This is a genomic window from Streptomyces sp. NPDC005866, from assembly GCF_040629895.1.
GTDB lineage: Bacteria > Actinomycetota > Actinomycetes > Streptomycetales > Streptomycetaceae > Streptomyces.
Window position 1 is genome coordinate 201,005 of record NZ_JBEXWP010000009.1, and the last position, 13,420, is coordinate 214,424.

The window sequence follows — 13,420 nt, forward strand, 5'->3', positions numbered from 1 at the left end:
GGGGCGGTCCAGATCGAGCGCGCGCTCGGCTGCCAGCTGGATGGCGCTGATGCCGCCGGTGAGGACGAGGTACATCACGCCGGATGCGAAGAATATGGAGAAGAAGTCGAAGGTGGACGAGGCGAGTTGGGTGCTGCGAAGGGTGAGTTCTTGGACGGCGATGAACGAGGCGAGCGAGGAGTTCTTCAGCGTGGTGACGGCTTCGTTGCCGAGAGCCGGGACCATGAGTCGTATCGCCTGCGGAGCGATGACCCTCCTCATGATCACGAGTGGTGTCATGCCGAGCGCCTGCCCGGCGACGACCTGGCCCTTGTCCACCCCGAGCACGCCGGACCGGAAGACCTCCGCGATGAAGGTGGCCTCGTTGGCCGCGAGCGCGAGCCCGGCCGCCGTCAGGGGGCTGAGTGTCAGACCTGCGTGCGGCAGGGCGTCGTAGGCGAAGACCAGCTGGAGGATCAGCGGGGTGCCCCGGAAGATGATCGTGTATCCGCGTGCCACCGCGGACAGCGACCGGTGCCGGGACAGCTGCATGCTCGCCAGTACGAAGCCCAGTACCAGACCGCCGAGCAGGCCCAGCGCTGTCAGCTCCAGGGTGATCAGGATGCCCTGAAGCAGGTACGGCAGTTCGAGGTAGTGGAGGAACTGGGACATCAGCCGGTCACCAGCCGCGGCGCCTCCAGAGTGCCCGTCTCCAGCGACCACTTCTTGAGCAGCTTGGTCTGGGTGCCGTCCTTCTGGATCTCCGCGAGAGCGGCCTTGATGGCGTCCCGGAACTGCGTCTTGTCCTTCGGCACGGCGATGCCGATGGAGTAGGGCAGCGTCACGGCGGTCGCCTTGCCCAGCTCGTTCGGGTGCGCCTCGACCGCCTGCGTCACCGTGTTCACGTCGTTGATGTAGGTGTCGGCGCGGCCGGCGAGGATCGCCTGGATGCACTGGGCGTTGTTGTCGTACAGCTGGACCTGCGCAGCGGGACGACCGGCTGCTTTGCACGCGCCTGCCAGGCCCTGGACGAGGGGCACCTCGACGAACCCGGTGTTGAGCGCGGCGGTGGCCCCGCACAGCGAGGTGTTGATGCCGGTGAGCTTCTTCGGGTTGCCCTTCTTCACCAGCACCCCGTCGTAGACCTTCGAGTACGTCACGAAGTCCGCGGCCTTGGCGCGGTCCTTGGTGGCGTAGATGTCGGAGATGACGAGGTCGGCCTGGCCGCTCTGTAGCGTGGGCAGCAGCGCCGGGAAGGCCACCGGCTTGTAGTTCAGCTTGAAACCCAGACACTGGCCCAGAGCGGTGCCGAGATCGATGTCGAACCCGACGTATCTGCTCGGATCATTGGGATCGAGCGCCTCATAGCCGGGCGTGTGCGGGTTGATCGCGTTGGTGAAGGTCTTGCCAGTGAGATCCGGGTGGGCGGACTGCAGCTGCTTGCAGGCGGGCGAAACCGTGGTGGTCGAGGCGGCGGCGTTCGACGTCGACCCGGCACCGCAGGCCGTCAGGAGGGCGACGGAGGCGGCGGACACCGCGGCTGTCGGCAGAAGAGGGCGCATGGAGGCATTCCTCTCGTTCGCTGGGGATGGAGGAGGAATCTGGTCCGATGGTCCGACCAAGTGCGCTCACCTTACGAACGGCCCGCAGGCCAGTCAGCAGTCCCGCGTAAACGTCATGGCGTTCTTACGGGGACGCAACAAATCGCGGTTGTCACCGGGCTCCCGGACACGTGGGAGAAACCGGACGGCCTTGGGCGGTGAAGTTCAGGAAATGATCGATGGCCGAGCTCGGCCGCCGCGGTACCACCGTCTTCGTCCACCCCGCCGAACTGCCCGGCCCGCTCGTCCCCGGTGTTCCGCCCTACGCCGCCGACTTCCTGCTCGACACCACCCGCGCCGCGATGAACCTCGTCCTGTCCGGCACCACCACCCGCCACCCGGACATCCGATTCATCCTCTCCCACGGCGGCGGCTTCGTCCCCTACGCCGCCCACCGCATCAGCTTCACCCTCCAACTCCACCAGCAGGTCATCAGCGGCATTCAGCCCGTCATGGACCACGAAACGGTCCTCGCCGAACTGCGGCGCTTCTACTTCGACACCGCCCTGAGTGCCAACCCCGACACCCTCCCCACTCTCCTCGCCTTCGCCGACCCCACGCACATCACCTTCGGCAGCGATTTCCCCTACGCCACCCCCGAAGTCTCCGCCGACTTCACCCAGCAGCTCGACACATACCCCCTCGACGACCACCAGCGCACCGCCGTCAACCACGGCAACTCCCAAGCCCTCTTCCCCCGCCTGCGCGACAACTCGTGAGGGCCCCTGGGCCCCGCTTAATGTCCGGGCCGTGTCCCGAACTGCCGCTCCTGCCCCGGGCCCGGGGCTTCCTCACTCCTGCGCGGCCCATACTCACACCGGCCCGGTCGTGTACGAGCGCCTCGCTGAAACCGGCTCCACCGGCCTGGGCGTCACGGGGCGTCGTGGAAGATCACGCCGAGGACGTGCCGTTGGCCGTCGTGCACCCCACTCACCCCGTGGCGCAGCATGAAACGGCTCCAGCCCCGCGTCGACGGGACCGGACGGTCGTGCACGGCGAAGATCAGCCCCTGCCCCTGGCCAGGCCGCTTCACTATCGGACGGGACTGGGCGCGCGGACGCTGCTCGACGAAGACGCTCTCACCACCGGTGAAGTCGACGTCTGGACGGTCCAGCATCACTGCCACCTGTAGCGGGAACGTCAGCTCCCCGTAGACGTCCTGGTGCAGGCAGTTGTAGTCGCCCGGGCCGTAGCGCAACAGCAGGGGCGTGGGCCGCAGCTGTCCGGCCGCGGCGCACGCCGCCGTCAGTTCGGAGTGAGTCTCGGGGAAACGGGGCCGGTCCAGACGCTCCGCCCACTGGTTGGCGATCCGGGCCAGCGGCGGATACAGCTGCCTGCGCAGGGCGGTCACCAGCGGAGGCAGGGGGGCGGCGAAATAGCGGTAGCGGCCGCTTCCGAAGCGGTGGCGGCCCATGTCGACGGTGCTGCGGAACACGTCGTCCCGGTCGAACAGCGCGCGGACCTCCTCGCAGGCGCGCGGCGACAGCAGGGGCGGGGTGACGGCGACGCCCTCGGCGTCCAGTGCCGTGGTCAGCGCGGGCCAGTCCAGAGCGTCCACGGCGGGCAGTTCGATCGTGTCGCCGGTGCCGGTGCCGGTGCCGGTGCCGGGCGCGGCGGGGTTGCGGCCGTGTTCCAGGCCCGGCAGCTGAGGGGTGTCGTAGCTGGTCAACGTTGGCTCCGCGGTCGTGGAAGGAGACGGGCGCCGGAGGCGGGGGATGTGCTCCGGCGCCCGCCGGTTCAAAGGGAGGCCGCGGGTGTGCGGCCGGACTCCAGGTCGAGCAGGAACTGCTTGGCCGCGACACCGCCGGCGTAGCCGGTCAGGCGACCGCCCGAGCCAACCACCCGATGGCAGGGAAGCACGACGCACAGGGGGTTCGCGCCGAGTGCGGTGCCCACGGCCCGCGCGGCTCGCGGCCGTCCGAGCGCGGCGGCCAGCGCGGCGTAGGTGCCCGTCACCCCGTACGGAAGGAGTTCGCCCAGTCGTTCCACGGTCGTGCGGCTGAATGGTGTGGCCAGGCGAAGGTCCATTGGTACGGTGAACGAGCGGCTGCGGCCTCCGAGGTATGCGTCCAGCTGGCGGCGCGCCTCCTCGATCATCCGCAGCTGGGCGGGGGCGGCGACGTCGGCGTCCACGACGGTGAGGCCACCTCGGGTGACCCGGGCCACCGCCTGCTCGCGGTCGTCGAAGGCGCACAGCACCAGCGCGTCGTCGGTGGCCGCGAGGGTCAGGGGGCCCAGTGGGGTGTGGTGCGAGGCGAGTGCCGCGGTGGATGGGGTGCGCATGGGGGAACCTCTCTGCGCTGCTCTGTGGCGCGCCGGGTCAGACGGTGATGGGCCGGCAGCTCTTGCAGGCCCGGTAACCCGCCTCGCGGGCGTCCTGCGCGGTGCGGAAGTGCACCCGGTGCCCAGGGGTGATGCGGCGGGCGTGGGCGCATGTTGGGTGGCAGTAGATGAAGGTGGTGTCGCTGCCGAGGAACACCGCGCCGGCCCGGGACAGCTCCGTCACCCGGCGCATGTCGATGTGCTCGGCCCGGCGCAGGGCCGCGCCGGCCTTCGGCAGGTATGCGGCGTCGCACGGCGATCCGTTGTCGTGCGTGACCCGGTGGCACGGTATGAGCACGACGACGGGGTTGGCCGCCAGCGCGCGCAGGACGTCGGAGGCCGAGGGCGGAATCTCGGTGTCGGCCTCGCGGGCGATCCAGCTGAGTGGCCGCAGCTGCCCCGCGGGGATGTTGCGTACGGCCTCCAGGACCGCGCGCTGCTCCTGCGGCAGATCGGACAGGTCGATCGCCAGCCGGTTGGCCCGGCCCGTGCGCAGCGCGGGGATGAGCCCGGGCAACGGCTTGCTGCCCGGGATCGCCGAGCGGCCGGTGCGCGCGCGGTGCAGTTCCTCGAAGGCGGTCCCGGTCAGGCCCGCCGAGTCCAGGCAGGCACCGGTCACGGCCTGAGGGCTTGCGGCCACGAACAGCCCGCCCGCGGCCGTGTCGAGGCGCACGTAGCTGTCGTAGCGGTCCGCGGAGATGCCCACACGGCGCAGCACGCGCAGCGCGAAGTCCTCCGGTGCGGCCGATGCGAGATCCGGCAGACGCCGCGTGACGGCGTCGCCGTTGCTTTCGTTCACATCGTCACCTCCTTCAGCGCCGTCGGCTCCAGTTCAAGCAGGCGTCGCAGGCCGGCCAGCCCGCGGGAGACCTGAGCCTTGGCGGTGCCGACCGCGCAGCCCTGCACCTCGGCCACCTCTGCGTAACTCATCCCGATGACATGGTGAAGCACGACCGGTATGCGATGGTGCTCGGGTAAGGCCGACAGCGCCGTCACCAGGCGCGACCGATCCTCCGTTGTCGCCGCACGCTCCTCCGGACCGGGGCTGTGGTCCGGCCAGACGTCCATGGTCTCCTCGACGGGCAGCCCGGCCGTGACCGGACGTCGTTTCCGTGTACGGACGTGATTGCGCCACACGTTTGCTGCGATGGTCATCAGCCACGCACGGGGACGCAGCTCACGTCGCCGTGTGGGGGCGTACTCCTGCAGGGCCGTGTAGGCGCGCAGAAACGTGTCCTGTCCCAGGTCGTCCGCCTCGGCGACGGAGCCGGAGACCCGGTACAGGAACGCGTGCACCGCCCCGGCGTGCACTCGGACCAGCTCGGTGAAGCCGGCTTCGAGGTGCGCCGCCAGGAGTTCGGTCAGCTGCTCTGCCTTGTCGTCCATCACTGAAACAAACACCGTCCAGGGGCCAGGTGTTGCAGACGTCCAGGAGCGGTCATCGATGGGTGACCGGAGCGTCCAGCGCCGAGCTGCCGACCAGGACCGCCTGATGCAGGCGCCGCATCCGGGGGACGGGCTCGATCCCCAGGGAGTCGCCGAGCGTCCGGCGCAGGCGGTGGAAGACATCACTGGCACGTTTGGGCTCGCCCGAGCGGTACAGCGCCACCATCAACTGGGCGTGCACGTTCTCGTGGGTGGGGTGGCGTGCGGCGAGATCCCTCAGCTCGTCGACCAGCTCACGATGCTTGCCGAGTGCCAGATCGGCTTCTATGCGCTGTTCCAGGACCACCTGCCGGGTCTCCGCCAGTTCCGCCAGGTGCGGTGAGCTGAGGGGGCCCGCGCTGACGTCGGACAGCGCAGGCCCGCGCCACTGCGCGAGGGCCAGGTTGAACATCTCCGACGCCGTCCGGTGGTCGCCGGCGGCGGCTGCGAGGCGTCCCAGCCTGGTCAGCTCCGTGAACCGGAAGCGGTCGAAATCGGTCGTTTCGAGGGTGAGCTGATAGCCCTGGTTCCTGGTCAGCAGCAGATGGCTGCGGTCCCTGCGGGGGCCGCGCAGGGCTTGCCGTATGTGGAGCACGTAGGTCTGGAGCGTGGACATCGCGCTCTTGGGGGGCGTCGAACCCCACAACTCGGTGATGCAGTCGCTGGCCCGCACCATCTGCGGCGTGTGCAGCATCAGGAATGCGAGGAGCTGGCGCGGTTTCGGTGCGCTCGGTACCAGATTTTCCTCGGTATCGGACAGTAAGAGGGAGCCGAGAATACCTGAGTTCATGAAGAGTTTCCATCCCCGTAAATGCCGTGACGCTTCGAACTGGCATTCGATCTTTTTCGAGTGAAGTCCGGCGAGTGCAGTATCGCGGTCAAACCATTATTCGGACAACGAAATCTGGCGGCTATGAGTTCCGCGGCTGCCGCCGGTGCGCACCCGGGCTGTGCCCCCCGCTCGGCGCACCACTCCCGGACGGCACCTGTCGGAAAGCCGGCGCAGAACGCCTGGGAGGTCCCGGCGACCCGGGTACCGACGTCAGCTGCTCTGCCTCGTCCATCACTGAAACAAACACCGTTCAGGGGCAGGGTGTTGCAGGTGTGCAGGAGTGTTCATCGATGGGTGACCGGAGCGCCCGGTACCGAAGCCGACCGGGACCGCCTGACGCGGGCGCCGCATCCGGGGGACGGGCGTGATCCCCAGGGATTCGCAAGCCCGGCGCAGGCCGTGGAGGACGTCACGGGCGCGCGGCCGGATCACTCGGCTCATTCGTACCGGTGTCAAGCCGAAGGGGCAGGGAAAGTGAATAAGGTCGACTGGCCGGTTCTTTTTTCAATTATTCAGGAAGGTAATTTGGCGGCTATTTGTTCCGCGGCGGCGGGGCCGTAGGCGCACTGTATGCGGGCCGTCAATCGCTCCCGCACCAGTGGGTAGCCCTGGGCGTCGGGTGACTCGAGCGCGGCCGCCGCCAGGGCGCACCCCAGCTGCGCCCCGCGTTCGGCGCACCACCCCCAGGCGGCACCCGCCAGAAAGCCGGCGCGGAACGCCTCGGAGGTCCCCGACGGATCGCCCCCCTGCTCCGCGTACACCGCCTCGACACGGGCCACGGGGCGCCCGCGCCGCACGATGGCCACTCCCCGCAGCCCGCGTGTGACGACCCAGGTGCCCACCCGGCCGAGCAGTTCCGCCTCGTCCCACCCGGTGAGTTCGAGCAGCAGCGGCACGTCGAACTCGTCCGTGAACGCGTAGCGGGCTCCGTCGACGAGTCTGCGGGCCTGGCGCCCGGTGAGGCGGGACAGACGGTCGCCGGGGTCGGCAGCGAAGGGGATGCCGAGCCGTCTGCATTCCTCGGTGTGCCGCACCATGGCCTCCACGTCCCCCGCCGCCACCACCACGAGCCCCAGCCCGCCGATGCGGCGTGCGGCAGGCAGCAGGGTGATGCGCCGGGACTCCGGCTGTGCGCCGTCGTACGACAGCCTGAGCCGGGCGTTCCCGGCGTCCCTGATCTCCACCGCCGCCGCCGTGTCCAGTTCCTCGCTGACGCGGACGAGTTCGAGGTCCACTCCGTACGACAGCAAGGAACGGCCGTAGTCGGCGAAGTCCTTGCCGACCGCCCCGGCCAGGAGGGGGCGCAGGGCGAGCCGGCCCAGTCCCACGGCGATGTTGGCGCCCGCCCCGCCACGGCGCATTCGCAGGGTCTCGGCAGGCACCGCGGCGGGGCCGCGGCCCAGCGCCGTGCCGTCGGTGAGCCGGCCCGCGACGGTCAGCACCTGGTCGGTCGCGATGGCGCCGGTCACGGCTATACGCATGGTGATCAACTCCTAGGGAGCGCGGGCCCGGCAGGAAGCGACGACGCGGCCCCGGACCACGAGGGTCCGGGGCCGCGTTCGGGCGGACGGTTACCGCCCGGCGGCCCGGCGCAGCGCGTCGACGCGGTCGGTCCGCTCCCAGGTGAAGTCGGGCAGTTCGCGGCCGAAGTGCCCGTAGGCGGCGGTCTGGGCGTAGATGGGGCGCAGCAGGTCCAGGTCGCGGATGATGGCGGCCGGGCGGAGGTCGAAGACCTCGGCCACGGCCTTCTCGATGGTGGCCTGCGGGACGGTGGCGGTACCGAAGGTCTCGACGAAGAGACCGACGGGTTCGGCCTTGCCGATGGCGTAGGCGATCTGCATCTCGCAGCGGCCGGCCAGTCCCGCGGCGACGACGTTCTTGGCCACCCAGCGCATCGCGTAGGCGGCGGAACGGTCGACCTTGGAGGGGTCCTTGCCGGAGAAGGCGCCGCCGCCGTGGCGGGCGTAGCCGCCGTAGGTGTCGATGATGATCTTGCGGCCGGTGAGGCCGGCGTCGCCCATCGGGCCGCCGATCTCGAAGCGGCCCGTGGGATTGACCAGCAGGCGGTAGCCCTCGGTCTCCAGCTTGATGCCCTCCTGGGCAAGCTCGTCCAGGATGTGCTCGACGACGTGTTCGCGCACATCGGGGGTGAGCAGGGAGTCCAGGTCGATGTCACCGGCGTGCTGGGAGGAGACGACGACGGTGTCGAGGCGCTTGGGCTTGTTGCCCAGGTACTCGATGGTGACCTGGGTCTTGCCGTCCGGGCGCAGGTAGGGCACGGTCCCGTCGCGCCGCACCTCCGACAGACGCCGTGACAGGCGGTGGGCCAGGTGGATGGGCAGTGGCATGAGGCTGGGCGTCTCGTCGCAGGCGTAACCGAACATCAGGCCCTGGTCGCCGGCGCCCTGGTGGGCCAGCCGGTCCTCCTCCGCCGACGAGGCGCCGTCGAGCCGCCGCTCGTAGGCGGTGTCGACGCCCTGGGCGATGTCGGGGGACTGGGATCCGATGGAGACGGACACGCCGCAGGAGGCGCCGTCGAAGCCCTTGGCGGAGGAGTCGTAGCCGATCTCCAGGACGGCTTCGCGGACGAGGGCGGGGATGTCGGCGTACGCGCTGGTGGTGACCTCGCCCGCGACATGGACCTGACCGGTGGTGATCAGGGTCTCCACCGCGACGCGGGCCGTGGGGTCCTGGGCGAGGAGGGCGTCGAGGATAGTGTCGCTGATACGGTCGGCGATCTTGTCGGGATGACCTTCGGTGACCGATTCCGAGGTGAAGAGCCGGGCAGACATGAGAACTCCTGGTGTCGGGACGACGAGGCGTGCATCAGGATGTGCGGTGACGTTCCAGGGCGTGGTCCACCAGGGAGGCGGCCGCGCCCGTGTAGGTGGCGGGATCGAGCAGATCCGCCAGTTCGCCGGGGCTGAGTGCGGGGCCGATCCGGGGGTGTTCGGCGAGGACGTCGGCCAGGGGCCGTCCGGTGCGCGCGGCCGTCTCGGCCGACTCGGACAGCAGCCGCTTCGCCGCGGCCTTGCCGAACGTGGGCGCCAGGACCGCGGCGATCCGCTCGGACGACATCAGGGCGCCGGTCACGGCCGCGTTGGCCCGCATCCGCTCCTCGTGGACGACGAGCCCCTCGCACAACTCGACGGCGGTGTGCGAGGCGCCCCCCGCCAGCCGCAGGCACTCGCGGAGCAGCAGCCACTCCGCGTGCCAGACACCGGCCGAGCGTTCGTCCTCGGTCACCAGGCACTGCGTCAGCGCACCTGCCAGCGCGGGAACCTGGAGCGCGGCCGAACGGATCAGGGTGGCCAGCACCGGATTGCGTTTGTGGGGCATGGCCGAGGAGGCACCCCGCCCGGCCACGGGAGGCTCGGCCACCTCACCGACCTCGGTGCGGCCCATCGACTGCACGTCCACGGCGATCTTCCCGAGCGCCCCGGTCACGAAGGCCAGGGCCGCGGCCGCGTCGGCGACGGGGCCGCGCAGCGCGTGCCAGGGCAGCGGGGCCGTGGCCAGCCCGGTCTCGGCCGCGAATGCCCTCGACAGCGCCGCCGAGTACGCCGCCGCGTCCGCGGCCGGGGCGCCGGCCACCGCCGAGTACTGCAGATATCCGGCCAGAGTGCCCGCCGCACCGCCGAGCGAGACGGGCAGTCGGCCGTCGAGCAGCCGGCCCGCGCGGTCGGCCGCCTCGCGCACCAGCAGCCCCCAGCCGGCCGCCTTGAGCCCGAAGGTGGTCGGAACGGCGTGCAGGGTCAGCGTCCGCCCGGCCATCAGCGTGTCCCGGTGCCGCGCCGCCAGCCGGTCCAATGCCGCCGCCGTGCGCAGCAGGTCGGTGTGGACCAGGCGCAGCGCCCGGTCGCAGACCAGCATGGCCCCGGTGTCGAAGATGTCCTGACTGGTCGAACCCCGGTGCACGAACTCGGCGGCCTCCGGGTCCTCCTCGGCGACGACCGTGGCGAACGCGCGGACCAGGCCCACCACCGGGTTGGCGCTCTCCCGCGCGGCGACGGCGAGCCCGCGCAGGTCGAGCCGCTCCGCGCGGGCGGCCCTGGTGATCGCCGCGGCGGCCCGCGCCGGCAGCGTGCCCAGCCCGGCCTGGGCGCGCGCCAGCGCCGCCTCCGCGTCCAGCATCGCCTGGAGCCAGGCCTCGTCGCCGACCGCCTGCTCCACCGGGGTGCCCGCCCGCACCGGGGAGAGCAGCCCGGAGTCCAGCCCCGCCGGGTGTGCCGTCATGCCGGTGCCTCCGTCAGCGTCATGCCGGAACGCCGTCGGGAGGCGTCCGCGGTGGGGGCGAGGGCCAGTACCGCCCGGGCGATGGCGTCGGAGTCGACGAGGGTCACCGAGTTGACCCCGGGCCTGATGCCGGCCGCGGTCACCCAGTGCACCGCCTCCGTCGGCACCCCGTACGCGAAGCGCCGTGGATGCCTGCGGCCGTAGGCATCCACCAGGTGGTACGGGCGCTCGGTGACCTCCAGCCCGCCCGTCTCGTAACTCGTGCCGCACGCACCGGGGATGCGGAACGGACGGCACTGCCCCGTGGACAGCAGCCCGCGCAGCAGCGGATCGGAGGTCCGGCGCAGGTCCGGTGCCGGCAGGCGCGCCTCGACCAGCACCCTGGCGCGCACGGGGGCGTCCCCCACACCGTCCGACTCTGCGACGAACGCTCCCGCCGTACCGTCGATGCGCACCCGCATGCCCGGACCGATCAGGTCAAGGACACCCGCCTCGAGCAGCCCGATCAGCTCCTCGATGCGGGAGATGGGCGGCCCGATCGACAGGAAGGCGTTGAGCGGGGTGTACCAGCCCTCCACCTCGTCCCGGTAGGAGTTGCCGTCGAGGCCGCCGTGGTCGAGAGCCAACCGCACCTCGTTGCGCAGGTCGCGAAGCACGTCCAGCGCCGCCTTGAGAGGCCCGCTCACGTTGCCAGCCCGGGCCTCGCGCACGTCCTGGCGCAGATGCTCCAGCATCCAGCTGCGGAACTCCGCCCCGTCGGCGAACTCCCCGTCGCCGTGTGGCCGGAAGACCCGGTCCCATTCCCACCGCTCATCGCGTGCGATGCCGTACGCGTCGAGCAGCTCGTCCTTGTGGGCCAGGCCTTCGGGCAGCGAGACGAACCGGTCGACGAACTCCTCCCGTTCGGCCTCCCTGCCCCGGGCGGTCAGCAGCGCCCCGTAGTAGACGCTCTCCACCTCCCGGGTGATCAACGGCCACAGGTCGATGCCGAAGTACACGCGCTCACCGTCCACGGCGCGTTCCCGCAGCGCCGATACCACCTTCTCGGTCAGCACACGCGGCTCGTGACGGCCGTGCGCGCCCTTCTCGTTGGCGCCGCGGGCGTGGTAGGGGATGCCGCGCCGGGAGCCCGCGACGATGCGCGGCTCACGGCCGGAGGGGCGGTAGACGAGACGCTCACCGACACGGTCGAAGCGGCCGCCGCGCCCCACGGTGAGCAGTGCCATGTGGTCGAAGAAGTTCAGGCCGAGCCCGCGCAGCAGCACGGTCTCGCCGGACCGCACGTCCGACAGGTCCAGGTCGGCCGGGTTGGACGGCAGGACGTGCAGCAGCCCGTGGGCCCGCGCGCGCTGCGAGAGCTGCCGCTCGGCGGGGGAGACGTCGGTCGGCACGTGGCCCTGGGAGAGGACGACCGCGTCGAGGCCGTCGAGGACCTGCCCGTCGGACAGGACGACCTGCTGCGCGCCGTCCTCGGGCCGCTCCCGCAGGGCGACGGCCCGGGCTTGGTGTACCCGTACCCGTACGTGCGCAGGGGCGTTGGACACCAACCGGGCGAAGACGTCCTCCAGGTAACGGCCGTAAAAGGCACGGGACGGGTAGTCGTCCGGGCCGAGCCGGTGCGCCTCGGTGAGCACGGCCTCGTCGTAGAGCGTCACCTCGCCGGGCCCGTCGCCGAGCGTGCGTGCCCACTCGTACAGACTGGGCCCCGGCTCCACGGGACCGTCTATCTTCACGCTGTCGTCGGTGAACACGGTCACCTGTGAGGCGACGGTGTTCATCAGCAGCACACGCGACTGTCCGGTGCGCCACACCCGCCCGGCTCCGGGGCGGTAGGGGTCCACGACGTGCACGGTGACCGCCCGGTGAGAGGGCGCGGCGCGTTCGTTGGCGCACAGCCGCTCCAGTACCGACAGACCGCGCGGTCCCGCACCGACAAGGCACAGGTCGAGGTCACCGTTGAGCATAGGTGTACTCCATGGGTGTCAGAGAGGGCTGGGACGGAGGGGGTGCCTCATACCGGTGCGGCGACCAGCAGACTCGTCTCGAGGGCGAGGGAGTGCACGCTCTGCAGGCGCAGGCCCGCGGCGCCCAGGACGGAGCGGTATCCGCCGAGGGTGCGCTCGCGGCCGCTCGCGGCCATCAGCAGGTGCAGGTCCCACAGCAACGGCAGCACCGGTGCCGTGCCGTCGGTGGCGACGACCCTCTCCAGCACCAGCAGTCGGCCCGTGTCCGCCATGGCCTCCCGGATGTTGGCGAGGAGCGTCACACATCGTTCGTCGTCCCAGTCCTGCAGCACCCGGGACAGCAGGTACACGTCGTTGCCCGCGGGGACCTTGTCGAAGACGTCGCCCGCGACGGTGTCGTAGCGGTGAGCGTCGACGGTGGCGCTCAGGTGCCGCTCGGCCACCGGCAGCATGTGCGGCAGGTCGAAGACGGTCCCGGTCAAGTGCGGGTGGGCCTGGAGCACGGCCGACAGCAGCATGCCGCTGCCGCCCGCCACGTCGACCACGGTGTGCGCCCGCGTGAAGTCGAAGGCCGACGCCGCCTCGGGGAAGAACACGTTGCCGGCGTTCATGGCGCGCAGGAACCGCGGCCCCGCGTCGGGCTCCTCGCGCAGGTAGGCATGCAGCGAGGTGCCGAAGGCCTGCTCGAAGCCAGAGGTTCCGGTGCGGATCGCGGGCACCACCGCACCCCACGCACGGTGGAACTCCTCCCCGTACAGCAGCACCATGTCGCGCATGGACTGTTCGCCGTCGGCGACGAGGAGTGCGCCCACATCGGTGAGCCCGTAGCCTTCCTCCTCGTCGCCGGTGAACACGCCGAGTGCCGCGAGCAGCCGCAGCAGCCGCGCGAGGCCGTCCTCGCTGGCGCCCGTGCGTTCGGCCAGCGCCGGGACGGTGCCGTGTCCCGCAGCGATGTGGTCGGGCAGGGACAGGGCGGCCGCGGCGTGCAGGGCCTGGGCCCGCCAGGTGCCGGTGATCAGATCAACCACCTGACGTGCCGCCGTCGTCTCGGTACCGGGCAT

Annotated in this window: 12 protein-coding genes and 1 pseudogene; 1 reads left to right on the forward strand and 12 read right to left on the reverse strand. The window is 70.9% G+C overall.

What is annotated here, in order from left to right:
* Positions 1-33: 33 nt before the first annotated feature.
* A pseudogene (locus ABZ396_RS16155) lies at positions 34-651 on the reverse strand (amino acid ABC transporter permease); the annotation flags it as partial.
* On the reverse strand, positions 651-1,541 hold the full coding sequence (locus tag ABZ396_RS16160) for an ABC transporter substrate-binding protein (protein ID WP_358924262.1): 891 nt from the start codon (positions 1,539-1,541) through the stop codon (positions 651-653). The pseudogene ABZ396_RS16155 and the gene ABZ396_RS16160, both read right to left, overlap by 1 nt.
* Positions 1,542-1,759: 218 nt before the next feature.
* Here ABZ396_RS16160 and ABZ396_RS16165 point away from each other — a divergent pair, with 218 nt between their 5' ends.
* The gene (locus ABZ396_RS16165) at positions 1,760-2,299 is read left to right on the forward strand and encodes an amidohydrolase family protein (protein WP_358924264.1); all 540 of its coding nucleotides are present in this window, start codon (positions 1,760-1,762) and stop codon (positions 2,297-2,299) included.
* A gap of 152 nt (positions 2,300-2,451) precedes the next feature.
* Here ABZ396_RS16165 and ABZ396_RS16170 read toward each other — a convergent pair whose 3' ends face one another.
* From ABZ396_RS16170 to ABZ396_RS16215, 10 genes are all read right to left on the reverse strand, one after another.
* Positions 2,452-3,249: a 2OG-Fe(II) oxygenase gene (locus tag ABZ396_RS16170; protein WP_358924266.1), complete on the reverse strand. Its 798-nt coding sequence runs from the start codon at positions 3,247-3,249 to the stop codon at positions 2,452-2,454.
* Positions 3,250-3,317: 68 nt separating this feature from the next.
* Positions 3,318-3,863 carry a methylated-DNA--[protein]-cysteine S-methyltransferase gene (locus ABZ396_RS16175; protein ID WP_358924267.1) on the reverse strand — a complete coding sequence of 182 codons (546 nt, stop codon included), beginning with the start codon at positions 3,861-3,863 and terminating at the stop codon, positions 3,318-3,320.
* Between the two features lie 37 nt (positions 3,864-3,900).
* Positions 3,901-4,701, reverse strand: coding sequence for an MGMT family protein (locus ABZ396_RS16180; protein ID WP_358924269.1), 801 nt, complete (start codon positions 4,699-4,701; stop codon positions 3,901-3,903).
* A complete protein-coding gene (locus ABZ396_RS16185; RefSeq protein ID WP_358924271.1) occupies positions 4,698-5,288 on the reverse strand; it encodes an RNA polymerase sigma factor in 591 nt (196 codons plus the stop codon). The genes ABZ396_RS16180 and ABZ396_RS16185 overlap by 4 nt, the downstream gene beginning before the upstream one ends.
* A 52-nt stretch (positions 5,289-5,340) precedes the next feature.
* Complete coding sequence (locus ABZ396_RS16190; RefSeq protein ID WP_358924272.1) at positions 5,341-6,117, reverse strand: AfsR/SARP family transcriptional regulator; 777 nt, start codon at positions 6,115-6,117, stop codon at positions 5,341-5,343.
* A 554-nt stretch (positions 6,118-6,671) separates the two neighbouring features.
* The gene (locus tag ABZ396_RS16195) at positions 6,672-7,640 is read right to left on the reverse strand and encodes a PfkB family carbohydrate kinase (RefSeq protein ID WP_358924274.1); all 969 of its coding nucleotides are present in this window, start codon (positions 7,638-7,640) and stop codon (positions 6,672-6,674) included.
* A gap of 90 nt (positions 7,641-7,730) precedes the next feature.
* Complete coding sequence (gene metK / locus ABZ396_RS16200) at positions 7,731-8,951, reverse strand: methionine adenosyltransferase (RefSeq protein WP_358924276.1); 1,221 nt, start codon at positions 8,949-8,951, stop codon at positions 7,731-7,733.
* A gap of 34 nt (positions 8,952-8,985) precedes the next feature.
* A complete protein-coding gene (locus ABZ396_RS16205; RefSeq protein ID WP_358924278.1) occupies positions 8,986-10,395 on the reverse strand; it encodes a lyase family protein in 1,410 nt (469 codons plus the stop codon).
* Positions 10,392-12,359, reverse strand: a complete 1,968-nt coding sequence (locus ABZ396_RS16210) for an FAD/NAD(P)-binding protein (protein ID WP_358924280.1) — start codon at positions 12,357-12,359, stop codon at positions 10,392-10,394. Before ABZ396_RS16210 ends, ABZ396_RS16205 begins: the two co-directional genes overlap by 4 nt.
* Before the next feature lie 47 nt (positions 12,360-12,406).
* Complete coding sequence (locus ABZ396_RS16215; RefSeq protein ID WP_358924281.1) at positions 12,407-13,420, reverse strand: methyltransferase; 1,014 nt, start codon at positions 13,418-13,420, stop codon at positions 12,407-12,409.

Excerpts from the sequence above, each read along its gene's own strand:
- ABZ396_RS16160 (WP_358924262.1), bottom strand. The coding sequence starts at position 1,541 with ATGCGCCCTCTTCTGCCGACAGCCGCGGTGTCCGCCGCCTCCGTCGCC.
- ABZ396_RS16165 (WP_358924264.1), top strand. The coding sequence starts at position 1,760 with ATGGCCGAGCTCGGCCGCCGCGGTACCACCGTCTTCGTCCACCCCGCC.
- ABZ396_RS16175 (WP_358924267.1), bottom strand. The coding sequence starts at position 3,863 with ATGCGCACCCCATCCACCGCGGCACTCGCCTCGCACCACACCCCACTG.
- ABZ396_RS16185 (WP_358924271.1), bottom strand. The coding sequence starts at position 5,288 with ATGGACGACAAGGCAGAGCAGCTGACCGAACTCCTGGCGGCGCACCTC.
- ABZ396_RS16190 (WP_358924272.1), bottom strand. The coding sequence starts at position 6,117 with ATGAACTCAGGTATTCTCGGCTCCCTCTTACTGTCCGATACCGAGGAA.
- ABZ396_RS16195 (WP_358924274.1), bottom strand. The coding sequence starts at position 7,640 with ATGCGTATAGCCGTGACCGGCGCCATCGCGACCGACCAGGTGCTGACC.
- metK (WP_358924276.1), bottom strand. The coding sequence starts at position 8,951 with ATGTCTGCCCGGCTCTTCACCTCGGAATCGGTCACCGAAGGTCATCCC.
- ABZ396_RS16205 (WP_358924278.1), bottom strand. The coding sequence starts at position 10,395 with ATGACGGCACACCCGGCGGGGCTGGACTCCGGGCTGCTCTCCCCGGTG.
- ABZ396_RS16210 (WP_358924280.1), bottom strand. The coding sequence starts at position 12,359 with ATGCTCAACGGTGACCTCGACCTGTGCCTTGTCGGTGCGGGACCGCGC.
- ABZ396_RS16215 (WP_358924281.1), bottom strand. The coding sequence starts at position 13,420 with ATGCCCGGTACCGAGACGACGGCGGCACGTCAGGTGGTTGATCTGATC.